Origin of the sequence: Aminobacter sp. P9b, from assembly GCF_045345995.1 — a bacterium.
Lineage (GTDB): Bacteria > Pseudomonadota > Alphaproteobacteria > Rhizobiales > Rhizobiaceae > Aminobacter > Aminobacter niigataensis.
In genome coordinates, this window is record NZ_CP150082.1 from 3,021,623 (window position 1) to 3,044,118 (window position 22,496).

Annotated in this window: 31 protein-coding genes; all 31 read left to right on the forward strand. The window is 64.1% G+C overall.

The genetic code is table 11. The features are described from left to right. Positions 1-2 precede the first annotated feature (2 nt). Positions 3-614 carry a hypothetical protein gene (locus WHT83_RS14890; RefSeq protein WP_406871599.1) on the forward strand — a complete coding sequence of 204 codons (612 nt, stop codon included), beginning with the start codon at positions 3-5 and terminating at the stop codon, positions 612-614. Then, positions 611-1,816, forward strand: coding sequence for an MT-A70 family methyltransferase (locus tag WHT83_RS14895; RefSeq protein WP_406871600.1), 1,206 nt, complete (start codon positions 611-613; stop codon positions 1,814-1,816). The genes WHT83_RS14890 and WHT83_RS14895 overlap by 4 nt, the downstream gene beginning before the upstream one ends. Beyond that, positions 1,813-2,892, forward strand: coding sequence for a hypothetical protein (locus tag WHT83_RS14900; RefSeq protein WP_406871601.1), 1,080 nt, complete (start codon positions 1,813-1,815; stop codon positions 2,890-2,892). Before WHT83_RS14895 ends, WHT83_RS14900 begins: the two co-directional genes overlap by 4 nt. A 6-nt stretch (positions 2,893-2,898) precedes the next feature. Continuing rightward, entirely contained in the window at positions 2,899-3,087 is a 189-nt protein-coding gene (locus tag WHT83_RS14905; RefSeq protein WP_406871602.1) for a hypothetical protein, read from the forward strand. Further along, the gene (locus WHT83_RS14910; RefSeq protein ID WP_406871603.1) at positions 3,080-3,379 is read left to right on the forward strand and encodes a hypothetical protein; all 300 of its coding nucleotides are present in this window, start codon (positions 3,080-3,082) and stop codon (positions 3,377-3,379) included. The genes WHT83_RS14905 and WHT83_RS14910 overlap by 8 nt, the downstream gene beginning before the upstream one ends. After that, positions 3,376-3,663 (forward strand): hypothetical protein, encoded by a 288-nt coding sequence (locus WHT83_RS14915; RefSeq protein WP_406871604.1) that lies wholly within the window; start codon positions 3,376-3,378, stop codon positions 3,661-3,663. Before WHT83_RS14910 ends, WHT83_RS14915 begins: the two co-directional genes overlap by 4 nt. Continuing rightward, entirely contained in the window at positions 3,660-4,169 is a 510-nt protein-coding gene (locus WHT83_RS14920; protein ID WP_406871605.1) for a hypothetical protein, read from the forward strand. The genes WHT83_RS14915 and WHT83_RS14920 overlap by 4 nt, the downstream gene beginning before the upstream one ends. Then, positions 4,166-6,076 (forward strand): DNA cytosine methyltransferase, encoded by a 1,911-nt coding sequence (locus WHT83_RS14925; RefSeq protein ID WP_406871606.1) that lies wholly within the window; start codon positions 4,166-4,168, stop codon positions 6,074-6,076. The genes WHT83_RS14920 and WHT83_RS14925 overlap by 4 nt, the downstream gene beginning before the upstream one ends. Then, positions 6,073-6,630, forward strand: a complete 558-nt coding sequence (locus WHT83_RS14930) for a hypothetical protein (RefSeq protein ID WP_406871607.1) — start codon at positions 6,073-6,075, stop codon at positions 6,628-6,630. Before WHT83_RS14925 ends, WHT83_RS14930 begins: the two co-directional genes overlap by 4 nt. Further along, a complete protein-coding gene (locus tag WHT83_RS14935; protein WP_406871608.1) occupies positions 6,627-7,931 on the forward strand; it encodes a helix-turn-helix domain-containing protein in 1,305 nt (434 codons plus the stop codon). The genes WHT83_RS14930 and WHT83_RS14935 overlap by 4 nt, the downstream gene beginning before the upstream one ends. Further along, on the forward strand, positions 7,900-8,586 hold the full coding sequence (locus WHT83_RS14940) for a transcription termination/antitermination protein NusG (protein WP_406871609.1): 687 nt from the start codon (positions 7,900-7,902) through the stop codon (positions 8,584-8,586). Before WHT83_RS14935 ends, WHT83_RS14940 begins: the two co-directional genes overlap by 32 nt. A 130-nt stretch (positions 8,587-8,716) precedes the next feature. Next, entirely contained in the window at positions 8,717-9,097 is a 381-nt protein-coding gene (locus WHT83_RS14945) for an HNH endonuclease (RefSeq protein ID WP_406871610.1), read from the forward strand. 90 nt (positions 9,098-9,187) lie between these two features. Continuing rightward, positions 9,188-9,769: a phage terminase small subunit P27 family gene (locus WHT83_RS14950; protein ID WP_406871611.1), complete on the forward strand. Its 582-nt coding sequence runs from the start codon at positions 9,188-9,190 to the stop codon at positions 9,767-9,769. A 3-nt stretch (positions 9,770-9,772) separates the two neighbouring features. Continuing rightward, positions 9,773-11,509, forward strand: a complete 1,737-nt coding sequence (locus WHT83_RS14955) for a terminase large subunit (protein WP_406871612.1) — start codon at positions 9,773-9,775, stop codon at positions 11,507-11,509. Further along, positions 11,506-12,744, forward strand: coding sequence for a phage portal protein (locus tag WHT83_RS14960; RefSeq protein WP_406871613.1), 1,239 nt, complete (start codon positions 11,506-11,508; stop codon positions 12,742-12,744). Before WHT83_RS14955 ends, WHT83_RS14960 begins: the two co-directional genes overlap by 4 nt. Positions 12,745-12,749: 5 nt before the next feature. After that, entirely contained in the window at positions 12,750-13,415 is a 666-nt protein-coding gene (locus WHT83_RS14965) for an HK97 family phage prohead protease (protein WP_406871614.1), read from the forward strand. 31 nt (positions 13,416-13,446) lie between these two features. After that, the gene (locus tag WHT83_RS14970; protein ID WP_406871615.1) at positions 13,447-14,850 is read left to right on the forward strand and encodes a phage major capsid protein; all 1,404 of its coding nucleotides are present in this window, start codon (positions 13,447-13,449) and stop codon (positions 14,848-14,850) included. Between the two features lie 66 nt (positions 14,851-14,916). Then, positions 14,917-15,261, forward strand: a complete 345-nt coding sequence (locus WHT83_RS14975) for a hypothetical protein (protein WP_406871616.1) — start codon at positions 14,917-14,919, stop codon at positions 15,259-15,261. Between the two features lie 11 nt (positions 15,262-15,272). Continuing rightward, positions 15,273-15,449 (forward strand): hypothetical protein, encoded by a 177-nt coding sequence (locus WHT83_RS14980; protein ID WP_406871617.1) that lies wholly within the window; start codon positions 15,273-15,275, stop codon positions 15,447-15,449. Then, positions 15,449-16,021, forward strand: coding sequence for a head-tail connector protein (locus WHT83_RS14985; RefSeq protein WP_406871618.1), 573 nt, complete (start codon positions 15,449-15,451; stop codon positions 16,019-16,021). The genes WHT83_RS14980 and WHT83_RS14985 overlap by 1 nt, the downstream gene beginning before the upstream one ends. After that, positions 16,021-16,371: a head-tail adaptor protein gene (locus tag WHT83_RS14990; RefSeq protein ID WP_406871619.1), complete on the forward strand. Its 351-nt coding sequence runs from the start codon at positions 16,021-16,023 to the stop codon at positions 16,369-16,371. The genes WHT83_RS14985 and WHT83_RS14990 overlap by 1 nt, the downstream gene beginning before the upstream one ends. Further along, positions 16,368-16,616, forward strand: coding sequence for a hypothetical protein (locus WHT83_RS14995; protein ID WP_406871620.1), 249 nt, complete (start codon positions 16,368-16,370; stop codon positions 16,614-16,616). The genes WHT83_RS14990 and WHT83_RS14995 overlap by 4 nt, the downstream gene beginning before the upstream one ends. Beyond that, the gene (locus WHT83_RS15000; protein WP_406871621.1) at positions 16,616-17,059 is read left to right on the forward strand and encodes an HK97-gp10 family putative phage morphogenesis protein; all 444 of its coding nucleotides are present in this window, start codon (positions 16,616-16,618) and stop codon (positions 17,057-17,059) included. Before WHT83_RS14995 ends, WHT83_RS15000 begins: the two co-directional genes overlap by 1 nt. Positions 17,060-17,074: 15 nt before the next feature. Further along, the gene (locus tag WHT83_RS15005) at positions 17,075-17,434 is read left to right on the forward strand and encodes a DUF3168 domain-containing protein (RefSeq protein WP_406871622.1); all 360 of its coding nucleotides are present in this window, start codon (positions 17,075-17,077) and stop codon (positions 17,432-17,434) included. Between the two features lies 1 nt (position 17,435). Further along, positions 17,436-18,131, forward strand: a complete 696-nt coding sequence (locus WHT83_RS15010) for a phage tail tube protein (RefSeq protein WP_406871623.1) — start codon at positions 17,436-17,438, stop codon at positions 18,129-18,131. 9 nt (positions 18,132-18,140) lie between these two features. Continuing rightward, a complete protein-coding gene (locus WHT83_RS15015) occupies positions 18,141-18,491 on the forward strand; it encodes a GTA-gp10 family protein (RefSeq protein WP_406871624.1) in 351 nt (116 codons plus the stop codon). A gap of 50 nt (positions 18,492-18,541) precedes the next feature. Beyond that, positions 18,542-18,787 (forward strand): hypothetical protein, encoded by a 246-nt coding sequence (locus tag WHT83_RS15020; RefSeq protein ID WP_406871625.1) that lies wholly within the window; start codon positions 18,542-18,544, stop codon positions 18,785-18,787. 1 nt (position 18,788) lies between these two features. Then, positions 18,789-21,002: a phage tail tape measure protein gene (locus WHT83_RS15025; protein ID WP_406871626.1), complete on the forward strand. Its 2,214-nt coding sequence runs from the start codon at positions 18,789-18,791 to the stop codon at positions 21,000-21,002. Then, positions 21,003-21,692, forward strand: coding sequence for a hypothetical protein (locus tag WHT83_RS15030; protein WP_406871627.1), 690 nt, complete (start codon positions 21,003-21,005; stop codon positions 21,690-21,692). Further along, positions 21,692-21,904: a hypothetical protein gene (locus WHT83_RS15035; protein WP_406871628.1), complete on the forward strand. Its 213-nt coding sequence runs from the start codon at positions 21,692-21,694 to the stop codon at positions 21,902-21,904. The genes WHT83_RS15030 and WHT83_RS15035 overlap by 1 nt, the downstream gene beginning before the upstream one ends. Continuing rightward, on the forward strand, positions 21,904-22,494 hold the full coding sequence (locus WHT83_RS15040) for a hypothetical protein (RefSeq protein WP_406871629.1): 591 nt from the start codon (positions 21,904-21,906) through the stop codon (positions 22,492-22,494). Before WHT83_RS15035 ends, WHT83_RS15040 begins: the two co-directional genes overlap by 1 nt. Positions 22,495-22,496 lie beyond the last annotated feature (2 nt).

The following is a 22,496-nucleotide window of genomic DNA, read 5'->3' on the forward strand; positions in this document are numbered from 1 at the left end:
AGATGACTGCCATCACGCTGTCCCGTCGCGCCTTGCTCTGCGGTGCCGCCATCTCTGCCGTCGCCATTGCGGCGCCGGTCATCCCCGCTGCTGTGGCGATCGCGGACCCTGTTCCGGCAGCGCCGGCCCTCAAGGCATTCGTCGTCGGCACGCCCGGCGAATACGACTGGCAGCAATTCTTTGCGCGGACAGCCGAAGAGGCGTTCGAGGAATGGTGCCAGGAGAAAGAGCGGGCCGGGTACGAGGCGCCGGACTTTGATCCTGATTATGTCTTGCGGGTCGAGGATTGGGATGGTCGCGATCCGGCTTCCATTTCGCCGGCCGACTGGATCGACGTCGGCATGGGTTATTGCTGCGAGCGCTGCGGCTACGAAACCCATCCTGATTGTGGCTGCCTCGTCGTTGCCGGCGAAGTCGTTTGCGAGGAATGCCAGACACCGGCAGATCGCGCCGCAGCCGCGCCGGATGACTTCCTTGACGAACTGGTGAACCGGCTGTCGGAGGAAGACACGGCAGAGGTCCGCGCCTGGCTCGAGGCCGAGCGCTGCTGGGATATCGTCAGGGGCGATCTATGGCCCCAGGCTTTGGCGCAAGCAGTCGAGGTCGCGGCATGAGCCTCGACCTCGCAGCCCATCCCCTGGCCGAGCTTTTTCCCATGCTCTCCGAGCAGGAAATCCGCGAACTCGCGGACGACATCGTCACCTATGGCCAGCGCGTGCCGATCATGCTGCTGGACGGGCAGGTGCTGGACGGGCGCAACCGGCTGGCGGCGTGCCGCTTTGCCGAGGTCGAGCCGGTGTTCGCCCAGTTCGAGGGCGACGATGCGCTTGGCTTCGTGCTGTCGCACAATCTGCATCGCCGGCACCTGAGCGAAAGCCAGCGGGCCATGGTGGCGGCGTCTATCGTCGACTGGGATCGCGGCATCAACCAGGCGACGGCAGGGTCAGCAAATTTGCCGACCCGGGAGGCGGCGCGGCGGCTGTCGATTTCCGAGCGCGCGGTGATCGCCGCCAAGCGCATCCGCGAGCACGGCGCCGACGAGCTGGTCGCGGCCATTCGCGACGGGCGGGTTTCGGTGCATGCCGGCGAGGCGATCTCCGATCTGGCGCTCGAGGCGCAACGCGAGGTGCTGGAACGTGAAGAGCGCGACATCGTGCGCAAGGCGAAGGAAATCCGAGAGCGCAAGCAGAGGCTGCGCCACACGGTGCGGCTGGCGCATATGGAGATGGTGCGCAACGGCGGGCAGGCGACCGCGCCGAAGGCGCTGGGGAAGAAGTATCCCGTCGGCATGATGGATCCGCCCTGGCAGTTTGCCGTGCGCTCCGAGGTGACGGGGCGCGAGAAGAGCGCCGAGAACCACTATCCGACGATGACCACCGACGAGATCATCGCGCTGCTGCGCGAGCTCGACCCGTTCACCGACAATGCCGTGGTGGCCTGCTGGGCGACCAACCCGATGCTGCTCCACGGGCTGCGCGTGCTGGCCGAGCTGGGTTTCACCTATGTGCACCACTGGGTGTGGGACAAGGAAGTCGCCGGCACCGGCTATTGGGGCCGCGACCGCCACGAGATCCTGCTGATCGGCCGCCGCGGCGACGTGGCCGCACCTTTGCCGGGCACCCAGCCCGAGACCGTGCACCGCGAGCGCAAGGGCCGCCACTCGGCCAAGCCCGATTTCTATGCCGAGCAGATCGAGCGGCTGTTTCCCGGCGTTGCCCGGCTGGAGCTGTTCTCGCGCCGGGCGCGGCCGGGCTGGGATCACTGGGGATTCGAGGCGGTCGATACACCGTCACAAGCTGAGGAGATCATGGCATGAAACTCCAAACTTCGGCTGGGCAGCTGCATGCTGCCCTGCGCCAGATGGCCGGCATCGTCAGCCGTCGCGTTACTACACCCGTGTTGTCCGCCGTGAAATTCGAGGCTGGCCGGGTGATCGGCACGGATCTCGACAATGAAGCGTCGGTGACACTGGCGACCATCGGCACTGCCGAGGGCTCGGCGGCAATCGACTTCTTTGGGCTGTCGGCTTTGGCCGCGCATATCGACCCTGCCGAGCAGGTCACCATCGTCGAGGACGGGGGGGCCGCCAAAGTGTCATTTAACGGCTCGGAGTACCAGATGGCGTCGTTTCCGGCGTCGGACTTCCCTGTTTTCGGCGACGTGGCGGGAACGCGCAACTCGACCGGCAACCTGGGACTTGTGGCGGCCATCCGGCGCATCGGGTTTGCCATGTCGAGCGAGCAAACCCGCTACTACCTCAATGGCGTCGCGATCCTTCAGAGCCCGGAAGGACAACCGATCATCGCGGCGACAGATGGGCACAGGCTGGCCTACCTGCCGCTCGACGGCGCGCCCGAAGAGGCTTTCGGCGCAATCATCTGGAAGCCGACGGTCCATCTTCTGGCCAGACAGAAGGGGGAGCCGGTCGCGATAGAATTCAATCGCAAGGGGAACCGCATCAAATTCGAGTTCCCGGGGCTGACCCTGTCGGCCAAGCTGGTGGATGGCAAGTATCCCGACATCTTCATGGTCATTCCGCGTGATCCGAAACCGCTGTTTTCGGTCGACCGCAAGCAGATGCTGTCAGTGGCGAAGCGCATGCGCTCGTTCTCCTGGGCCAAGAACGGCGTCAAGCTGGTAGCCCGCACCGAGGGGCTGCGGCTCGAACTGGCCTCGTTCAGCAACCGCGCCACCGAGTGTGTCGACTGGTCGGGGGCAGCGCCGGAGCCGTTCGAATGCGGCTACAACCTCGACTATCTGATCTCGGCATTTGCGGAACTGTCCGGGGACGTTGTCACATTCTCGCCCGCCGCCGGCATTTCGGGTTCGCCGGTGATCCTCAGCTGTGAGGGCGACCCGCTGCGCATCGTCCAGATGCCGATGCGGGTGTAGGCGGGCATGAAGCTGTTGGCCCGCATCCTTGCTGTGTTCCGCGCGCCTCGTCCGGCTGCGCCTGCGCCTCGGCGCGCGCTGTCGGCGACGTCGGCCGAGATGTCCGATCTGGGCCGCCAGATCGAACGCGAGATCTCGCGACAGACCCGGGATGAGGGCCGCAGCGGCGGCAAGCGCGAGGTGCGCCGTGGCTGATCTCGATCTGCAGAAATTTGGCGATGCGCTGGAGAGCCGGCTCCGCGAGCTTGGCTATTCCTATGCCCAGGCAGAAGCAAAATGGCCCGAGACCGATCGCGCCATGCTGTCGCGCGCGATCAATGCCAAGCCGCTGTCGGCCGGCAACTTCCTGCTGGTCTGCCAGATGGCGGGGCTTGATCCCTATGCGTTCCTGAAGGGTGCCAAGCGCCGCCGCGTGACGCTGAAAGGCATTTTGAAACAGACTGTTACAGAGGTCGTTTCCCGTGAAGCGTCGGGGGCGGGCCGATGACCGACGCCAACCAGATGCTGCCGATCATCCGCCAGATGTTGGACGCTGAGAGCGACGAGGCGCGGGCGCGGATCCTGCTCGTCGTGTCCGATGTCGTGCTGATGCGGCATCGCGAGGTGTTCGAGCAGGCCTGCCGGCGCATCGGCTTCGATCTCGGCGAGCAGTTCATCGCGGTTCGCCGGGCGGAATGGCATGCCGTGCGCGGTGCCGATGGCGCGCTGCGGAATGCGTTGTTTGCCGAGTTCCGCGCCGCCTTCGCCGAGTTCGCCGGGGTGGCGCCATGACGGTTGCAGTCGACGCCCGCAAGACGCTGACCCCGCCGCCGCTGCATGTGGCGCTGCCCGGCGCCCTGGCCGAAGAGGTTCGGCAAGAGGCCGAACGCCGTGGCGACCATCCCCAGGTGCTGGTGGCGGCCCTGATGCGCCGGCTGCTCGACCAGGAGCGTGTCGACGAGGTGATGGGCGAGGCCGTGGCCGCCCGGGAAGCGCCGGGGCAGGGGCGGCGGCCGCTCGACAGCTATCCGCAGGGCCTGACCCAGCGCCAGTGCGGCGTGATCTACGTGCTGGGCTTCCATGCCGACGATGACGGCGTGTTCCGCAAGCCGATCAAGGTGATCGGTCTGGTGCTGCGCGGCGACGGCTCGACCGTCGGCGACATCGGCGTCGTGCTGTCGGCGCTGCGCATTAAGAACCTGACCGAACAGGTGCCGGGCCGCGATGGCGCCCGCCACTGGCGGCTGACCAAGGCCGGACAGTCGGTTTTCGACGAAATCAGCGAGGAGGGGGAATGAACGCCGAACCGGTCGATCTTTTCGGCGGTCCATCGCCGTCGCGTGCCAAGACGAAATGGCGGTGCCTGCCGGTGCCCGGCTTCATGCCGGCGCGCAAGGTTCCGCTGCCGATGATCCCGCCGGCAAAGGCTGGTCCTCGCAAGGTGATGGTCGTCGACAGCTTTGCCGGCGGAGGCGGCGCCACCAATGGAATGGAAGAAGGGTTGCGACGGCTTGCGCGCGCCGGGCTGCTGCCGGTCGGCCACACCGAGAAGGTCGACATCGCCGTCAACCACGACGAGCCGGCAATTGCCATGCACACGGTCAACCACCCGGACACGCTGCACCTGCCGCATAATGTCTGGCAGGTGTCGATGCGCGAGCAGCTGGGCGACAACCTGTTCGGGCTGCTGTGGCTTTCGCCGGACTGCCGCGATCACTCGCCGGCCAAGGGTGGGCCGATCACGTCGCGCGCGGTTCGCGATCTCGCATGGGTGCTGCTCCGCTGGCTCAAGGAACTGCCGGACTGGCAGCGGCCGTGGACGATCTGCCTGGAGAATGTCTTGGCCTTTGCCAAATGGAGCCCGCTTGTCGAGCGCGCCGACGGCAAGGGCTTCGAGCGCGACCAGACCCGGCTTGGCCACACCTTCCACGAGTTCGTCGATGCGCTGTCGCGCTACAGCTACTCGGTCGGCTGGTATGAGATGGAGGCCTGCGAATATGGCGACCCGACCATCCGCAAGCGGCTCAAGCTTTGTGCCCGTCGCGACGGCGCGCGCATAGTTCTGCCGGCGCCGACGCATGGTGACCCGAAGTCCGAGGCGGTTTTGAGCGGCCAGTTGAAGCCGTGGCCGGTGGCGGCTGATATCGTCGACTGGTCGCTCGACTGCCCGTCGATCTTCATGACGAAGGAAGAGGGGCGGGAATACACGAAACGCACCGGTAAGCGCGTCATCCGGCCGCTGGCGGTGAAGACGGATGCCCGGCTGGCCTATGGCGTGAAGCGGCATGTGCTGGACGCCGGCGACGACGCCTTCGTCAGTCGGGGCCAGCATGGCGGCGGAAATCGAGCTGCGAGTGAGCCGTTGCACACCGTCGCGGCGTCCGATGGCGACCAGAACCAGATCGTGGTGCCCTATCTCGTGCCCCGCTATGGCGAGCGAGAGGGGCAGGCGCCACGAACGGCCAGCATGATGCGGCCGACGCCGACACCCGTGCCTGACGGCAACCAGGGCAGCCTGGCAGCGGTTTACCTGGCGCAGCACAATGGCGGGGAAAGAGGACCGATTGGGAGGCCTGCTTGCGAGCCGGTGTCCACGGCCACCGTTGCGGGCTCTCAACAGACCGTTGTCGCTGCCTCGATGCTGTCGCTCAAGGGCAGCGATCGCCGAGATGGCTCCTGCAAGGACGCCCATCCTGCTATTTGCGCCGGCGGGCAGCATTCGGCGGTGGTGACCCTGCCGCTGATGACGGCTTATTATTCGACCGGCGGCCAGCATGCGCGCGTCGACAGTCCATCGCTCACCGTACCGACCAAGGCGCGTTTCGGCCTGACGCAAGTCGAGGCCAGGGTGCCTCCGCTGTCGCGTGCTCAGATGGCGCGGGCTCGCCAGGTCGCGGAATTCCTGCGCGCACATGATTGCTGGGACGGCGGCGAGTTCGTCACTGTCTCCATTCGCGGCATCGTCTACGTCATCGTCGATATCGGCATGCGGATGTTGACGCCGCGCGAGCTGGCGCGCGCGCAGGGCTTTCCCGACACTTATATCCTTAACCCGATCTATCGGGGCAAGCCGCTGTCGGAGACCGAGCAGCGGCACAAGATCGGCAACTCGGTGTGCGAGAAGCCGGCAGCGGCCTTCGTCGAGGCCAATTATCGCCCGCCCCTCGAATGGGGCGCGGCCGAATGGCTGGAGGCTGCGGAGTGAACCGGCAGCTTTCCGACGATGCCATGCGGCTGAGGGCCATTCGGGTTAATCTGGCGGCGATCGAGAGTGGCGACTGGACCGTGGTGCACGACGAGGAAGGGTATCTCGTCGTCGAGGCCCTTGGCCCCATGGCCGAGCGGCATTGGCGGCTTTGCCGCTTCGACCGCGCCGCGAGCAAGGACGAGATGGCGCTGATCAGCAGCGCGCCGGAAACGGTGCGCTTCCTGCTCGACCTGGTCGATAGGGCACGGCGGGCACTTCAGCCACCTCATGGCGGCCACGACCAGCGCGGCGAGGCGAGGGGCGAGCCCCAGACCGACCCCAGGAACTATGCCGCCGAGGCGGCGATGAAATGCCAGGAGCCGGCGTTTCTGGCCTTCCTCGAGGCGGAGCACGGGCTTGAGCGACCGCTGACGCCGGAGCGCGCGGCGCAGAAGCTGCGGTCGCTGTGCGGCGTGACCTCGCGAAAACAACTCAATGACGGCGGGCAGGCGGCGCAGGCGTGGCGGCAGCTGCGCGACGCCTATGCGGCATGGAAGAAGGCAGGGCGATGAGCGAAGAAGCCACAATCAGACGCGGCGTTCGCAATGCCCGCTACACGACCTTGCCGAACCATGTGTTCGAGGACGTCCGGCTTTCCATGGAGGCGCGGTGGCTGCTTGGCTACCTGCTGTCCAAGCCCGACAACTGGACGGTGCGCATGGGTGACATCGCCAAGAAGGGCGCCTGCGGCCGGGACAAGGCGCGCCGCATGATCAACGAGCTGGTCGAGCACGGTTATGCCGAAAAGGACCAGCAGCGCGAGGAAGGCCGCTTCGCCAAGCTGTCGCTCGTGATCTATGACGAGCCGAAAGAACCGAACGAAATCAACGGCACGGGGCCGAGTGTTGCATTCTTACCGCAGACTGAAAACCCGTCGACGGTGAATCCGTCGACGGAAAAACCGGCGCCGGTAAATGCGGCACTAGTAAGTACTGAAGATCTAGCAATACCTGAATCTCAGATTGAGAGAGAGCGCGGGCGAGAGGGGCAGGAAGACCACAGGGCTGTTGTGAGGGCGTTCAAGCGCGCATTCATCGCCTGGCCGACTGCCATATCCGACAGCGAGCCGCAGGCGCTGGATGCCTGGCTGGCACTTTCGCCCGATGAGCGCGAACTGGCTGCGGCAGGGGCTGAGCGGTATGTGACCGCGTCCAAGGCCACCGGCCGCAAGATGGTCTGCTCGTTCGCCGTCTATCTCCGGGAGCACCGCTGGGAGAAACTTCCGGAGGCCGCAGCCGCTGCTGCGAAGCCCGTCAGCCGGGAGGTTCGCCCCTTCGGCCCGGCGTGGTCGACACTGCGTTTTCGGGCCTTGCTTGGCGGACCTGTCGAGCTTGGCGAGCCCGAGATGACGCGGGCGAAGCGATCGGCGAACTACCAAGCTTCGCTCCAGTTGCTCGGCGCGGCGAGTGCCGAAGCTACCTATCGCAAAATGGGACACGAGATCGGCGACGGTGGCGAGCTGCTGTTTCCCGACGATTTCGAACAGCGCGTCTGGCGCGCCCATGTGCTCGAAAACGGGTTCCCGGAGGTGGCGCGGCTCGACAAGGCAGCCGGCGAGGGCAGGGCGCTGCCCGCACCCGAGGGCTTTGACCCAATGGCCCAGTTGATGGAGGCGGTGCCTGTGGGGTTGCAGACGTGGAACGCGTGGAAGGCGGAATTCGAGCGGCGGCAATGGCCCTGGCTCCCGTCACCGGGGAAGCAGCCGGTGGTGTTCTTCCCGGTCGGTGGGCCGGAAGGGTTGGAACGGTTCGTGCAGGCAATTTCAGACGAGGGAAACGGTGATGATGGCGGTACGCGGCAAGCAGCTGAGTGAGGCGAGTGAACGCGTATGGCTCGACGGCAAGGGCGAGCCGATCAACATCGACCGTGCATGGCAGAAGAGCGACAGGCGAATCGCACTGACGCGGCGCGAGCAGGCGATGCTTGCCGCGGCTGGAATGGATGGGCCTGAGGCGCGCTGGTATGTGCTTCGCATCGAAAATGGCATGGACAAAGCTGTTGATAAGGCGCTTGAGGATGCCAATGTCGAGCACTGCATGCTGTCTCTGAAGCTGGCCGCAAAGCGCCGCGGCAAGCGTAAACACCAGAAGCTGGAGGCGGTCGATGTGCCCGCGTTTCCGGGTTATGTGTTCGTCAAAGTGGTGGCTTGCCCGGCCTCATGGGCAGGCCTTCAGACGATAGCAGGCGTTGTCGGGCCCATTGGTGGCGGCGAGTATCCAGCCCCGGTATCGGCCAATGAAATCACCAAGTTGCAGGCGAAGATTGAGAAAGACCCGAAGGCAATAGCGGTGCTGACCAACGCGTTGCTGTCGGGTGACAAGGTGATGATCGACAACGGTCCCTTCGCGTCGTTCGAGGCGGTCGTGCTCATGATTGGCGAGACGGACAGGATACGTGTCGAAGCCTCGATTTTTGGTCGTGCTGTGCCTATCGACCTCGATCTTGCACAAGTCACGAAACTGGATTAGCGAATCTCACCCAGGACGAGCCGAAAGAGTCGCACACCGCACAAGGTGGACCGCGCCATCGGCCCCAGGTGAAGCAGCAGGCAGGTGCCGACAGCTTCACCGCAATGGCAACGCATTCCGAAAGATCATCATGCCCGACATGCCGAAGATGTTTCGGCCTGCTCATGCACCATCACGGCAGGAGCAGCGTCGGGACTATGACCGCCAGCGCGATGAGCGCGAGTCGCGCCAGTGGTACAAGACCGCTCGCTGGCAGAAGCTGAAGCAGCGGGTGCATGTTCGCGATCTCTTCGTCTGTCAGGTGACCGGTGTGTTGTGCACGGGCAAGCACCCGGCACCGAACAGTCCGGTCGCCGATCACAAGATCGAGCACGGTGGCGACCCCGCGCTCTTCTGGGATGAAGGCAACGTCAGGACCGTTTCCAAAGAGTTCCACGACAGCGAGCGCCAGCGCGAGCAGAACGCGCAGAGGCGGGGGGTGGTCAAAAGTCCGGCAACCCGCCGCTTCTAGACCGGCGCTCCCCCATAAAATTGTTGGGCGCGGGTTTTCGGAAGATTTTTTTCTTGGGCCGGCATTGGCTGGCGATCCTTGAGCGAGGGAATGATGGGCAGGCGTGGACCGAAGCCGGAGCCGGCGACGGTGAAAGAGGCGAAGGGCAAGCCGGGCAGACGGCCGGTCGGATCCGATCCGGTCGATGTCGTTGCGGCCGATGCCACGCTTGCGCGCATCGATGCTCCGGACTGGTTGAGCGAAGCCGGGCGCGAGGTCTGGAACCGGCTGGCGCCGCGGCTCGTGTCGCTCAAGCTGCTGTCGCCGACCGACACCGAGACGTTCGGGCGCTACTGCAAGAACTTCGCCAGGTGGCTGAAGATGCAGAAGCGCCTCGATGAGCTCGGCGAGATCTACGAGATCGAGACGGCGAGCGGCGTCGTGCGTCGCGCCGACCCGGCGTTCCTGATCGGGGACCGCCTCGAGCGGCAGCTCGTTTCGGCCGAAGCGATGTTCGGCCTCAACCCGGCCGAGCGACAGCGCATCTTCGCGGCGCGCGCAGCCGGAACCGGAAAGGGCGATCCCGACCTGTTCGGCCAAACGGCGCCTGCGCCTGCCGGCAAGGGCAAGGGCCGGACTCCTGCCGCGCCTGCGCCATCGCGCCCGAAATCGGCAGTGGGATTCCTGCAGTAGGCCATGGCAGTCAAGGTCGGGCCGGCGCGGAAGAAGAAGCCGCGGACGCGCCCCCGCGGCGTGGACAAGAGGGCCGTCTGGGACGACCGTTCGCTCGTCTGGCGTGACGGTGACTTCTGGTTCGACGAGAAGGCGGCGGCAGCTGCGGTCGGGTTCTTCCCCGAGCATCTGTGCCTGACCGCCGGCGAATGGGCTGGGCGCCCGTTCGACCTGGAGGATTGGCAGCAGGACGATATCGTCCGACCGCTGTTCGGCTGGAAGCGGCCCGACGGCACCAGGCGCTACCGTCGCTGCTATGTCTGGGTTCCGCGCAAGAACGGCAAGACGGAACTGGCGGCGGGAATTGCACTGCTCGTCCTGGTCGGGGACGCGGAGGAGGCCGGCCAGGTCTATTCGATCGCCAAGGACAAGGATCAAGCCAGCCTCGTCTTCGACAAGGCCACGCTCATGGTCGGCAAGTCGGAAACGCTGCCTGCCGATCTCGAATGCTTCAAGACGTCGATCTATTGCCCCGCGCTCAATGCGTCGTTCAAGCCTCTCTCGGGGCGTCCGACCGGCAAGCACGGCCTGTCGATGTCGGGGCTTGTCGGCGACGAGATCCACGAGTGGGACAATGGCGACCTGTATCAGTTCATCCACGATTCGGTGGATGCGCGCCGCCAGCCGCTCGAATTCCTGATCTCGACGGCCGGCAAGAAGGGCGGCTACGGCGAGCAGATCTGGGACGAATGCCTGAAAATCCGCGACGGTCTGATCGACGACCCGGAAACGCTGGTCGTGATCTACGCCGCCGACGAAGACGACGACTGGACGTCGCCCGAGGTCTGGCGGAAGGCAAACCCCAACCTCGGGATATCGAAAAAGGTCGACGCGCTGGCCATGAATGCCAAGCGCGCCATGCAGTTGCCCCGGCTGGTCAACGACTTCAAGCGTTACCAGCTCAACATGTGGACCGACCAGGCAACGATCTGGTTGCCGATCGACGGTCTCGACGATGACGGCAATCCATTCGGATGGGATCACTGTATCGGTCCCACCGCGTGGAACGACCTCGAGGCGCATCTTGCCGGCAAGCGTTGCTTCGGCGGGCTCGACCTCTCGGCGGTGCAGGATCTGTCGGCGCTGTCCTGGTACTTTCCGGTGCAGGCCGGGCTGGACGTGCCGGTGGTGCTGCCGCGGTTCTTCAAGCCTAAGTCGTTGCTCAAGCAACATTCGACGCGGGACAGGCTGCCGTACGAACGCTGGGTCGACGAAGGGGCGATCATCGCCACGCCCGGCAACGTCATCGACTACGCTTTCATCAAGAAGCAGATCTTCGATGACGGAGAGAGGTTCCAGATCGCCCATGCCGGTTCGTCGGAGCTGGAGGATGGGCAGGGCGGGCTGGCCATAGATCGGTGGAACGCGACCCAGCTTGCGGTCGAGCTGCAGCAGGAAAACCTGCCGGTCGTGCTGTACGGCCAGGGCTACTTCTCGATGAACCCTCCGTCGAAGGAACTCGAACGGCTGGTGTTGTGCAACGGGTTCCACCATGGCGGCCACCCCGTCCTGCGCCGACATGCCCAGGTGGTGTCGGTGGAGTCGAACCCGGTGGGCGACATCAAGCCCGTGAAGGGCAAGCAGACCGAACGTATCGACGGCATCGTCGCGACGGTGATGGCCATGGGCATTGCCGCACGCGACAAAGGCGAGGATCCAAGCATGGACGAGTATTTCCGAAGCCTGGCAGCTGCCGAATGAACCTCCTTCGCAAAATGGCCGATGGGCTGATCCGCGTGCTGTCGGTGCGGGACAAGGAAGGCTGGGTCTCCGACGCTCAACGTGGCGACGCGGGCGAGACAGTCACCGAATCCTCGGTGATGGCACTGTCTGCCGTCTGGTCTTGCGTCAACCTGCTTTCAGGAACCATCTCATCCCTGCCGCTGATGGTCTACAGGACCGGGAAGAAAGGAGCTCGTGAAGTTGCGAAGGACCATTCGCTCTATCGCATCCTGCACGACAGCCCGAACTACGATCAGACGGCGCTGGACTTCTGGGACTTCATCTGCGCCTCGATCGAGCTTTGGGGTAATGGCTACGCCAAGATCGAGCGCAATGGCGGGTTGGTGGCTGCGCTGGTTCCGATCCGGCCAAACTCGATGTATGTCCGCCGGCTGCAGAATGGCGATATCGAGTACCGTTGGACCGATGATGGCAAGGCATACGTCGCGACGGATCGGGAGATGCTCCACATTCGGGGGCCCGGCGGTAGCCCGCTCGGGGGCATGTCGACATTGGAGTTCGGCCGCAATGCCTTCAGCCTGGCACGCGCGGCAGACAAGTCGGCCTCAGGGATGTTCGCCAATGGACTGCGGCCGTCCGGCGTCCTGACCTTCGACAAATTCCTGAGCGCGGAAAACCGCGAGATCGCCGAGACGAAACTGGCGCAGAAATTCGTCGGCGCGGTGAATGCCGGCCGCCCCATGGTGCTGGAAGGCGGCACCAAGTGGGAAAAGCTGACGATCAACCCGGATGAAGCCCAGATGCTGGAGTCTCGGGCCTTTTCGGTCGAGGAAATCTGCCGGTTCTTCAATGTCCCGCCGGTGATGATTGGCCACACGTCGAAGACAACCAGCTGGCCGACAGGCGTCGAGCAACAGGGGCTGATCCTTCAGAAGTTCACGCTTCGCCGACGCTTGAAGCGGATCGAGCAGGCCCTGATGAAGCAACTGCTCACGCCAGCAGATCGGGCGGCAGGCGTGACTATAGAGTTCAACCTGGAAGGCCTGCTTCGCGGTGACACCGCGTCCCGCTCGGCCTTCTACACCGCCATGCTCAATGCGGGCGTGTTCACCATCAACTATGTCCGCTCGCTCGAAAACTTGCCCCCGATCGAGGGTGGCGATGTCCCGCGCATGCAGATGCAGAACGTTCCCATCACCGAGGCAGGCAAGGAAACGGAAGCCCTGCCGTCTCCGGACGACGACGAGGAATAGGCCACATGAAAACCAAGGATTTTGCCCTGCAGGTCAAAGACCTGTCGGAAGACGGCACTTTTGAAGGCTACGGCTCAATCTTCGGCAACGTCGACAGCTACGGCGAAAAGGTGATGCCAGGCGCGTTCGTCGAGAGCCTTGCGAAGCATAAGCGCGAAGGCTCGTCGGTTCTCATGCTCTGGCAGCACAACCCGCACGAACCAATCGGTGTGTGGGAAGACCTTGCCGAGGATGGCAAGGGGCTGTGGGGCAAGGGCCGGCTTATTCTCGAGGTGCAGAAGGCCCGCGAAGTCCACGCCCTGATGAAGAACAAGGCCATCGGCGGTCTGTCGATCGGCTATCGCGAGATCGACACGGATCAGGACGGCATCGTTCGTCTGCTGGTGAAACTCGATCTTCGCGAGATCAGCCCTGTCACGTTCCCGGCAAATCGCCGGGCGCGGATCGAAAGTGTCAAATCCGAACGCATGGACGAGTTCGCCCGCCGGCTGCGCGATGGCGATCCCATGCCGATCAAAGAATTCGAGGACATCCTGCGTGACGCAGGCGTCCCGAAAAGCATGGCCACTGCGATCGCCTCGCATGGCTATGCCAAGGCCATTCGGAGCGAGTCCGAGGGCAGCAAGGCGAATGAACCGGCCGCTTTCCTGCAGGCGCTCCTGCGCGGCTGATTTCCTCTCCCTGTCCAGAAAGGACACTCCAATGAAACTGAATATTGTCAGCATGCTGGCGGTAGCGATGATTGCTGCCCTCGGCGTCCTCACTGCCGGCGGCGCCTATGCCGCCATCGGCCCCGTCAATCCCGGCGATCTCGCCGCACTTGCGCCCTTCGCTGCGGTCGGTGCCGGCGGCGTTGCCCGTCTCGCCGTATCGCGTATCGGCCCCCGCATCTTCTTTGGACCTGACGACGGCTCCGGCGCCAAGTCGGCAGAACAGCTGGCCGTCGAGGTCAAAGCCGACTTCGAGAAGAAGTTCGACGCGGTGAAGGAAATCGCCGAGAAGGCCGTGGCCGAAGCGGCCAAGGGCATCGACATGACCAAGTCGGTGAAGGAATTGGCCGATACGACGCTCACGGCCATGAACGAAGCCAAGGCCCGCCTTGATGATCTGGAGCAGAAAGCCGCTCGCAATGCCGCAGGTGCCGATGCCGTCAAATCCATGGGCGAGCAGTTCGTCGAGGATCAGAAGGTCAAGGACTTCCTCGGCCAGGCTAATCCCCGCGGCCGCATCGACCTGCAAGCCAAGGCGACGCTGACTTCCCTGACCACGGACGCCGGCGGTTCGGTAGGCGATGCCATTGTCAACACTCGCCTGCCGGGCATCCTTCCGCTGCCCCAGCGCCGCATGACCGTGCGTGACCTGCTCTCGCAGGGACAGATGGACGGCAACACGCTGGAATATGTGAAGGAAACCGGCTTCACCAACAACGCCGGCATGGTCGCAGAAGGTGCGGCGAAGCCGTCGTCCGACATCAAGCTGGATCTGGTTGCGACGTCCGCCAAGGTCATCGCCCACTGGATGAAGGCCAGCCGCCAGGTTCTGTCCGATATCGCGCAGCTTCGCTCGATTATCGACCAGCGCCTGCTGTATGGCCTCGCCTACAAGGAAGAGCAGCAGCTCCTGAACGGCGACAATACCGGCCAGAACCTGCATGGCATCATCCCGCAGGCGACTGCCTATTCGGCGCCGATCACGCTGACCAGCCCGACCAGCATCGACCTGATGCGTCTTGCCATGCTTCAGGCAGCCCTGGCCGAGTATCCGGCAACCGGTCACGTCATGCACCCGTCCGACTGGGCGTTCATCGAGACGCTGAAGGACGCCGGCGGCAACTACATCATCGGCAACCCGCAGGGCACCCTGTCGCCGACGCTGTGGAGCCTGCCGGTGGTCACCACGCAGGCTATTGCCGTCGACAAGTTCCTGACCGGTGCCTTCAAGCTCGGCGCCCAGGTGTTCGACCGCTGGCAGGCACGCGTCGAGGTGGCGACGGAGAACGAAGACGACTTCATCAAGAACCTCGTCACCGTGCTCGCGGAAGAGCGCATTGCTCTCGCCGTCTACCGGCCGGAAGCCTTCATCTACGGCGACTTCGGTCGCGTCTGAGCCGTGTTCGGTTGAGCAAGGGCGGCGGGCACGTCTCGCCGCCTCTCTGAGCCGAAGGAGGCAAATATGCGAAGCAAGGCACAACATAAGCGCAGCTATGCCGGGTTCGTCGGCGCGCAAGGTGGGGCGCCGGTGGCCCCGGCAAACACCGTTGCTCCCTCGATTACCGGCACCGCGCAGGTCGGCCAGACTTTGACGGCGGCCAATGGAACGTGGACCGGACGGGAGGCGCCATCTCTCGTTCGAGCATGGAAGGCTAACGGCGTCGCCATTCCCGGCGCTACGGCCGCGACTTACGTCCCTGTGGTTGGCGATGTCGGCAAGACGATCACCGTCACCGTGACGGCTACGAACTGGAAGGGCAGCGCATCTGCCACCAGCGCCGCAACTGCGGCTGTCATCGCAGCATAAGGAGAACTGCCATGAAGTTCAGGGTCAAGCGTGAGCATTTCGGCGACAAGATGTACATGACGGGCGACGAGCGGGAGGCGAAAGAATCCGACGTCGCGCACCTCGTTAAGGCCGGTGTTCTGGAAAAGTCAGAACCCGCACCGAAGAACAAGGCCGAGAAGGCCCCGAAGAACAAGAGCGCTGACTGATGCTCGCACCCGTCCGCACCGCCGCACCTGCCTCGACGCCGATCTCGGTCGCCGAGGCCAAGTCGCATTTGCGTATTGATATCAGCGACGATGACGGACTGATCGAGGCATATATCGCGGCGGCGGTCGATCATCTCGACGGGTGGAGCGGCATTCTCGGGCGGGCGCTCGTGACGCAATCCTGGCGACAGGACTTTGCCGGGTTCGGCTGTCTCCGCCTTCCGCTCGGTCCGGTCGCGTCGATCACCGAGATCAAGTATTTCGACGACGACAATGTTCAGCAGACGCTGGCCAATACCGTCTACACCCACCTTAGCGACGCGCTCGGCACCTATGTTGCGCTGAAGCCTGATCAGGTCTGGCCGTCAAGCTATTCGCGGCCCGATGCTGTTAGCATCACCTACGCCGCGGGCTCTGCTGCTGCCGATGTGCCGCCCGCCCTCAAGGCTGCGATCTTCCTTATGGTCGGCAACTGGTACGCGAACCGCGAGACGACGACGGAAACGGCGATGACAGAATTGCCGATCGGTGCCTATGCACTGATGTCGCCGTATCGAAGGATCGGCGTCTGATGCCTGGCGCCGGCAAGCTGGACCGCCGCATCACGATCGAGCGGGCGACTTCGGTTCCGAACGAGCTGAACGAGCCCGTCGAGACGTGGGTGCAGCTGGTGACGGTTTGGGCGCAGCGGAAGGACAGTTCCGACATGGTCAAGACGGAACTGCTGGGCGGCGCCGAGCAGGTTGGCGCGTTCCTGCTGTCGCATTTCGTCGTGCGCTCGTCGTCGACCACGAAGACCGTCTCCCCCGTCGACCGCATCGCCTATGACGGCCACGTCTGGAACATCAAAGGCACCAAAGAGACGGCCGAGGGGCGGAACCGCTTTATCGAGATCACAGCCGTGAGAGGGAACAACGGATGAAGTACAAGAACGGGACCGCCGCGATCGATGTGTCCGTCGAGCTATTGCGGGAAGCTCTTGTGCTATTCCCTTCAACGTATCGCGTGATTGGTTCGTCTTGCAGCCTCGCGCCGCGTACGGTCCGTCTGATCGTCGAGAGCGAAGATATCGCCGGCCACGATTTGCTGATGACTTGCGAGGTCAAGGATACCGGTAGCACCCGGACGGTGGTCATGCTGCCCTGTGGGCGCACTGAGAGGCCCTGATGGCGGGGGTTAAGGTCCACGTCGAAGGCCTCAAGGAACTTGAGCAAGCTCTCCAGCAACTGCCGCAGGCCAATGCCAAGGCCGTCCTGCGCCGGACGCTGAAAGAAGCCGGCGAGCCGGTCGCGAAGACTGCCCGATCGCTTGCGCCGGCGCATCTGGGCTTTCTGCGGGAAGGCATCGACGTCAGCACCCGATTATCAAGCCGCCAGGCCAAGCTGCACAAGAAGCAGTCGCCGGTGGAAATGTTCATCGGCCCTAAGCCGGATCCTGCTGCCCACCTGCAGGAGTTCGGCACCGGTCCCGGCCATCAGGCGCAGCCGTTCATGCGGCCGGCATGGGATCAGCACAAGAACGAGGTCCTGGACATCATTGCCAACCGGACGTGGCTTGAGATCGAGAAGGCCGCCGCACGCCTGGCGAAGAAAGCCGCGAAGGGCAGATAGTCCATGGAAGAAGCATTGACCGCGCTGCTGGCACCCGTTGCCGGCGGGCGACGCTTTTGGGGGCGCAAGCCGCAGAGCGACCCGGCCCGGCCCTATGTGGTCATGCAGCGGATCGACGGCCTGCGCGATTACCACATGCAGGGCGCATCCGGCTATGTCGCGAGCCGCGTGCAGATCGATTGCTATGGCGAGACCTACACCTCGACCAAGGACACGGCGCGTGCCGTGCGCGACATCCTTTCAGGCCATCGCGGCGGCATCATCCAGGGGATTTTCCTCGATGGCGAAAGAGACCTTCCCGCTGCGGACGCGGGCGAGGTGACGAACCTGTTCCGCACTTCACTCGATTTCATGGTTCATCACAAGGAGACCTAAGATGGCCGAAACAGCCGCCTCAATTGGCTATGGCTCATTCTTCCACATCAGCGAAGACAACGGCGCGACATGGATCGAGCTGGCCGAGGTGTTCGACATCACGCCGCCGAACGACACGGTGGACGAGATCGACGCCACGCATATGCAGTCGCCGAACCGCACCCGCGAGTTCATTCCCGGCCTCATCGATCCCGGCGAAGCATCGTTCGAGATGAACTTCGTGCCGGGCTCCGCCTCGGATCTGAAGGTTGCGGCGCTGAAGGTCGCCGGGGCGCGCGTCAAGTGCCGTATCACCTTCCCGAACTCGGTGGCCTGGGTGTTTTCGGGCTGGATCTCCAGCTACGAGCCCGCGGTTCCGACCGACGACAAGATGACGGCAACCGTCACCTGGCGCGTCACCGGCTCGACCGTCTCGACGCCTGCGGCAGCCCCGACCAACACTGCGGTCCCGGCGATCGGCGGCATCGCCCAGGTTGGCCAGACCCTTACCGCCTATCCCGGCGAATGGACCGGCTCGCCGACCTTCACCTATGTGTGGAAGGCCGAAGGCGTGGCGATCCCGGGTGCGACCGCGTCGACCTATGTCCCGGTCATCGGCGACGTCGGCGACAACATCACGGTCACGGTCACCGGCACGAATGCCGCGGGCAATGCGTCCGCGACGTCGGCCGAAACCCTGCCTGTCATCGCGGCATAAGGAGCGGAGATGGCAAATCCACATCGTGGCTCGGTCGCCCTTCAAGCGGGCGATCGGGCTTACACCCTGTCGTTTTCGGTCAACGCCATCTGCGAGCTCGAGGCCGAGCTCGACAAGCCGGTCACCGAGATCGTCGCCAGCATCCAGGATCCGAGGCAACTTCGCCTGTCTTCGGTGCGGGCGTTGGTCTGGGCGGGGCTTCGCGATCACCATTCCGACCTGACAGTGCAGGAGGCTGGTGCGATCATCACGGACGCTGGCATCCAGACAGCTGTCGAGAAGGTCGGCGAGGCGTTCAAGCTGGCGTTCCCGGAGGCCAAGGGCAAGGCAAACCCTCGGAAGGCGGCGGCGGGAGGCTAGAGCCACTGCCGCTGCTGCAATCATGGGCCGAAGCCGGACAGGACCCCGCATTGTTCTGGCGTCTCACCGTTCGGGAAATCGGGGCCATCCTCGACGGCGTATCAAACCGGCTTAAGCGCGAGCACAACGACCGTGCCTGGGCCGTGTGGCACATCGAGGCACTGTCTCGCCAGAAGAAACTCCCGAAGCTCAAGGACCTGCTGCACGACGCTCCGAAGAAGTCGAAGCGCCGGCAGACGGTCGAGGAACAGATCGCCATCGCCCATAGGTGGACGGCGGCAGTGACGAGGCATTGACATGGCAGGTAGCGCAGTCATCGGCAGCCTTCGCGTCGTGCTCGGCATCGACACGGCGATGTTCGACAAGGGCCTTGCCGATGCGATGAAGAGCCTGAAGGGCATCGGCAAGTCGATGCAGTCGGCGGGCAAGACCATGTCCGCCGCTCTCACAGCGCCCATCCTCGGCTTCGGGGCACTGACGTTGAAGACGGCCGGCGCCTTCGAGGCGTCGATGAACCGCGTTGCCGCCGCCACCGGGGCGACGGGCGCGGAGTTCCAGGCGCTGGAAACACTGGCGCGCGACCTTGGCCGCAGTACGTCAAAGTCGGCATCGGAATCTGCCGACATGCTGGAAATGCTGGCCAAGAACGGGTTGAGCGCGGAGCAGATCCTCGGCGGCGCGGCGGAGGCTGCGATCAAGCTTTCCGAGGCGACGGGCGGCGAGCTGTCCCGGTCCGCCGACGTCGCGACCAACGTCATGGCCCAGTTCGGGCTTGAGGCAAAGGATCTGGCGAAGGTCGTCGACCAGATCACGGCGGTGACGCTCGACTCTCAATTCGGCTTCGACGACTACGCTCTCGCTCTCGGCCAGGCCGGCGGTGTGGCAGGGGCTCTTGGCGTCGAGCTGACCGAATTCAATGCTGTCATTGCTGCGACGTCCGATGTGTTCAACTCCGGCTCGGATGCTGGAACGTCGTTCAAGAATTTCCTGACCCGGCTCGTGCCCGCATCGGATGCGGCGGCCGCCACCATGGAAGAACTCGGCCTGAAATTTTTCGAGGCTGACGGGTCGATGAAGTCCATGTCCGCCATTGCAGGCGAACTTCAGACCAAGATGGCGGGCCTGTCCGACGAGAAGATGAATGCCGCGCTGAAGGATATCTTTGGCGTCGACGCGATGCGCACCGCAGTGGCGCTGATGAACCAGGGCGCGTCGGGCATCGACGCTGCCACAGAGAGCATCAACCGCAAGGGCATCGCCGATGAACAGGCCGCGGCCCGCATGAAGGGCCTCAACGGCGAGATGGAGAAGCTTGCGGGTGCGTTCGAAGACCTGCAGATCGCCATCGCCGACAGCGGGCTGCTGGCGCTGGTGACAGAGTTTGTGACCAAGCTTGCCGAGTGGGTGCAGTCGCTGGCCGAAGCCAACCCCGAATTGTTGAAATGGGGCACGATCATTGCCGGCGTTGTCGCCGCCCTCGGCCCGCTCGTCCTGGCACTGGGGTTTGTCGCCTCGGGGATCGTGGCAATCGGCGCGCCTATCGCGCTGGTGATTGCCGGGCTTACAGCGCTCACGGCGGCCGTCATTGCCTTCTGGCCCGAGATCCAGAACCTCGCCTCGATCGTCACGGCCTTCGTCGCGGGCGCCTGGGCGCAGTTCGAAGCCGCATGGGACGGCATGGTTGCCAAGGTTCATGCGGTCAAAGACAGCATCGTCCAGTTCGTAGCCGAGATACCGGCCATCTTCGCCAACCTCGCCGCCCAGATGGTCGAGATCGGCGCGCAGATCATGGACGGCCTGTGGCAAGGCATCAAAGGCAAGTTCGCGCAGGTCAAGGACGGCATTGCAGGCTTTGCCAGCGGGCTCGTCGACAGCGTCAAGAGCACGCTCGGCATCCATTCGCCATCGCGCGTGATGTACGAGGTCGGCACCAACGTCATGCAGGGTCTGTCCGACGGTATGACCAGCATGCAGGGCGGCATCTCGAATATCGCCGATAGCATCGGCTCGACGATCTCCAGCGCCTTCAAGGGTGTCATCGACGGCACCAAGAGCGTGAAGGAAGCCATCGCGGACGTCCTGAAATCGCTCGCCAGCATGATGCTGGACAGTGGCTTCAAGATGCTGATGTCAGGCGTCTTCGGTGGCGGAGGAGGTGGCGGCGGTGGTGGTGGATTCCTGTCCAGCCTGTTTGGCGGACTCCTTGGCTTCCAGAACGGCGGATCGTTCAAGGTCGGTGGTGCTGGTGGCGTCGACAGCCAGGTGGTGGCGTTCAGGGCCTCGCCCAATGAGCGCGTCGACATTACCAAGCCGGGGCAGGAACGTGGCGGCGGCGGTGTGGCTGACGTCAGGCTGTATGTCGATCAGGACGGCAACTGGCAGGCCAAGGTCGAGCGGATATCGCAACAGACGGCGTCCAATGTGACCCGGCAGGGCATCGCGGCATACGACAAGCAGCTCGATCGCTCGCTCGGCGGCAAGATGGCCAATGCACAGACGAGGCAGTTGTAAATGGCGATCATCTGGCCATGCGAGGTTCTTGTTCCTCGCAACATCGCGGTCGATCCCGCCTATCGCTCGCTCGCCGGGCCTGCCTCGGTGAGCGGGTTCGGGCAGGTGGTTGCGTCTGATGCCGGACTTTGGCGCGCGACATATGACGCTATCCCGGTGCACGACAATTTCGGGCAGAGCCTGGTGAAGCTGTGGCGGGCGATTTCGGTGCAGGCGGAAGGCCGGCTCAATCCGTTGCTGATCTGCGTCCACGACATCGAGCGCAAGCCATATCCGGTTGGTACGTCTGACGCCGACCTTGAGGGACAGGTGCCGCATTCGGACGAGGCGTTCTTCGACGACGACACCGGCTATGTCTCGTCGGTCATCGATGTGTCGCTGTCTGCCAATGCAGCCGTGCGGGCCACGACCCTTGCGGTGTCGAAATCGCTGTCGGGCGAGCTGGAACCGGGGCACCGGTTCTCGATCGGCGAACGGCTCTATCAGATCCGGAGCGTCACCAGCCAGGATGCGGCCTCGGCCACCATCAAGATATGGCCGCCGCTGCGTGAGGGGTGGGACATCGGGGCTCGTCTTGAGTTCGATCGACCGGTGCTGCGTGTGCGGCTGGCGAGCGACAAGGAAATGGACCTTCCGCTCGAGTTGGGCCGCTGGTCGTTTCCGAGCGTGAACTTCATCGAGGATCTGTGATGGCTGCCAAAAAGGCGATTGTGCAGATGGACAAGATTGCGCTCGCATCGCGCCTTCGCAGTGCTGCTGAGGCGATGACGCAAGACAACTTCCACGATTGGGCGTTCCTGGCGACCTTGGCTGCCGACGCCCTTATCGAGATGGGGGACGATGCCGTCGATCAGCGGGTCTTGGCCGCGATTGGTCGGCTAAAGCGTCAGGGCCTGTTGTGATGGACTTCTTCAGCCCAGACCAGATCGCGCTGCTGTCGGCATCGACGGTGCGGTGCGACTTCCTGGTGAAGTTCGAGTTCGCCTCGTCGACTATGCGCGCATGGAACGGCAATACCGAGCTTATCGTCGGCGGCGACGCCTATCTGCCGATGTTCGGCTTCGGGCAGATCGACGGCCTCGGCATGAGCGGTGGCACGGTGTCGGAGAATGTGACGCTGTCGCTGAGCGGCTTGCCCGGTCAGGCGCTCGATCTTCTGTCCGTGGCGCTGGATGACACACCGGAGGTCGACCAGCAGATGCTGACGGTCTACCTGCAACTGTTCACCGACGAATGGCAGCCGGCCGGAACGCCGATCCCGATCTTCCGCGGCTTTATGCAGCCGCCGAGCGTGTCGCGATCGGCCATGCAAGGCACGGACGGGGCATCGCAGTCCATCTCGGTTGTTGCCGAAAACATCTTCTACAGCCGGTCCCGTCCTGCCTATGGCCGCAACACCGACCGCGACCAGCAGGCCAGGTCTTTGGGAGACCGGTTCTTCGGCTTCGTCGCATCGCTGATCTCAAAAACGATTACCTACCCGGACTATTGAAC

Coding starts and splice junctions, on each gene's coding strand:
- WHT83_RS14925 (WP_406871606.1), top strand. CDS start 4,166: ATGAACGCCGAACCGGTCGATCTTTTCGGCGGTCCATCGCCGTCGCGT.
- WHT83_RS15000 (WP_406871621.1), top strand. CDS start 16,616: ATGGCGGGGGTTAAGGTCCACGTCGAAGGCCTCAAGGAACTTGAGCAA.
- WHT83_RS14985 (WP_406871618.1), top strand. CDS start 15,449: ATGCTCGCACCCGTCCGCACCGCCGCACCTGCCTCGACGCCGATCTCG.
- WHT83_RS14935 (WP_406871608.1), top strand. CDS start 6,627: ATGAGCGAAGAAGCCACAATCAGACGCGGCGTTCGCAATGCCCGCTAC.
- WHT83_RS14960 (WP_406871613.1), top strand. CDS start 11,506: ATGAACCTCCTTCGCAAAATGGCCGATGGGCTGATCCGCGTGCTGTCG.
- WHT83_RS14945 (WP_406871610.1), top strand. CDS start 8,717: ATGCCCGACATGCCGAAGATGTTTCGGCCTGCTCATGCACCATCACGG.
- WHT83_RS15015 (WP_406871624.1), top strand. CDS start 18,141: ATGGCAAATCCACATCGTGGCTCGGTCGCCCTTCAAGCGGGCGATCGG.
- WHT83_RS14980 (WP_406871617.1), top strand. CDS start 15,273: ATGAAGTTCAGGGTCAAGCGTGAGCATTTCGGCGACAAGATGTACATG.
- WHT83_RS15030 (WP_406871627.1), top strand. CDS start 21,003: ATGGCGATCATCTGGCCATGCGAGGTTCTTGTTCCTCGCAACATCGCG.
- WHT83_RS14915 (WP_406871604.1), top strand. CDS start 3,376: ATGACCGACGCCAACCAGATGCTGCCGATCATCCGCCAGATGTTGGAC.
- WHT83_RS15010 (WP_406871623.1), top strand. CDS start 17,436: ATGGCCGAAACAGCCGCCTCAATTGGCTATGGCTCATTCTTCCACATC.
- WHT83_RS14905 (WP_406871602.1), top strand. CDS start 2,899: ATGAAGCTGTTGGCCCGCATCCTTGCTGTGTTCCGCGCGCCTCGTCCG.
- WHT83_RS15025 (WP_406871626.1), top strand. CDS start 18,789: ATGGCAGGTAGCGCAGTCATCGGCAGCCTTCGCGTCGTGCTCGGCATC.
- WHT83_RS14995 (WP_406871620.1), top strand. CDS start 16,368: ATGAAGTACAAGAACGGGACCGCCGCGATCGATGTGTCCGTCGAGCTA.
- WHT83_RS15035 (WP_406871628.1), top strand. CDS start 21,692: ATGGCTGCCAAAAAGGCGATTGTGCAGATGGACAAGATTGCGCTCGCA.
- WHT83_RS14900 (WP_406871601.1), top strand. CDS start 1,813: ATGAAACTCCAAACTTCGGCTGGGCAGCTGCATGCTGCCCTGCGCCAG.
- WHT83_RS14990 (WP_406871619.1), top strand. CDS start 16,021: ATGCCTGGCGCCGGCAAGCTGGACCGCCGCATCACGATCGAGCGGGCG.
- WHT83_RS14920 (WP_406871605.1), top strand. CDS start 3,660: ATGACGGTTGCAGTCGACGCCCGCAAGACGCTGACCCCGCCGCCGCTG.
- WHT83_RS14955 (WP_406871612.1), top strand. CDS start 9,773: ATGGCAGTCAAGGTCGGGCCGGCGCGGAAGAAGAAGCCGCGGACGCGC.
- WHT83_RS14975 (WP_406871616.1), top strand. CDS start 14,917: ATGCGAAGCAAGGCACAACATAAGCGCAGCTATGCCGGGTTCGTCGGC.
- WHT83_RS14890 (WP_406871599.1), top strand. CDS start 3: ATGACTGCCATCACGCTGTCCCGTCGCGCCTTGCTCTGCGGTGCCGCC.
- WHT83_RS15040 (WP_406871629.1), top strand. CDS start 21,904: ATGGACTTCTTCAGCCCAGACCAGATCGCGCTGCTGTCGGCATCGACG.
- WHT83_RS14970 (WP_406871615.1), top strand. CDS start 13,447: ATGAAACTGAATATTGTCAGCATGCTGGCGGTAGCGATGATTGCTGCC.
- WHT83_RS14950 (WP_406871611.1), top strand. CDS start 9,188: ATGATGGGCAGGCGTGGACCGAAGCCGGAGCCGGCGACGGTGAAAGAG.
- WHT83_RS14965 (WP_406871614.1), top strand. CDS start 12,750: ATGAAAACCAAGGATTTTGCCCTGCAGGTCAAAGACCTGTCGGAAGAC.
- WHT83_RS14940 (WP_406871609.1), top strand. CDS start 7,900: ATGATGGCGGTACGCGGCAAGCAGCTGAGTGAGGCGAGTGAACGCGTA.
- WHT83_RS14895 (WP_406871600.1), top strand. CDS start 611: ATGAGCCTCGACCTCGCAGCCCATCCCCTGGCCGAGCTTTTTCCCATG.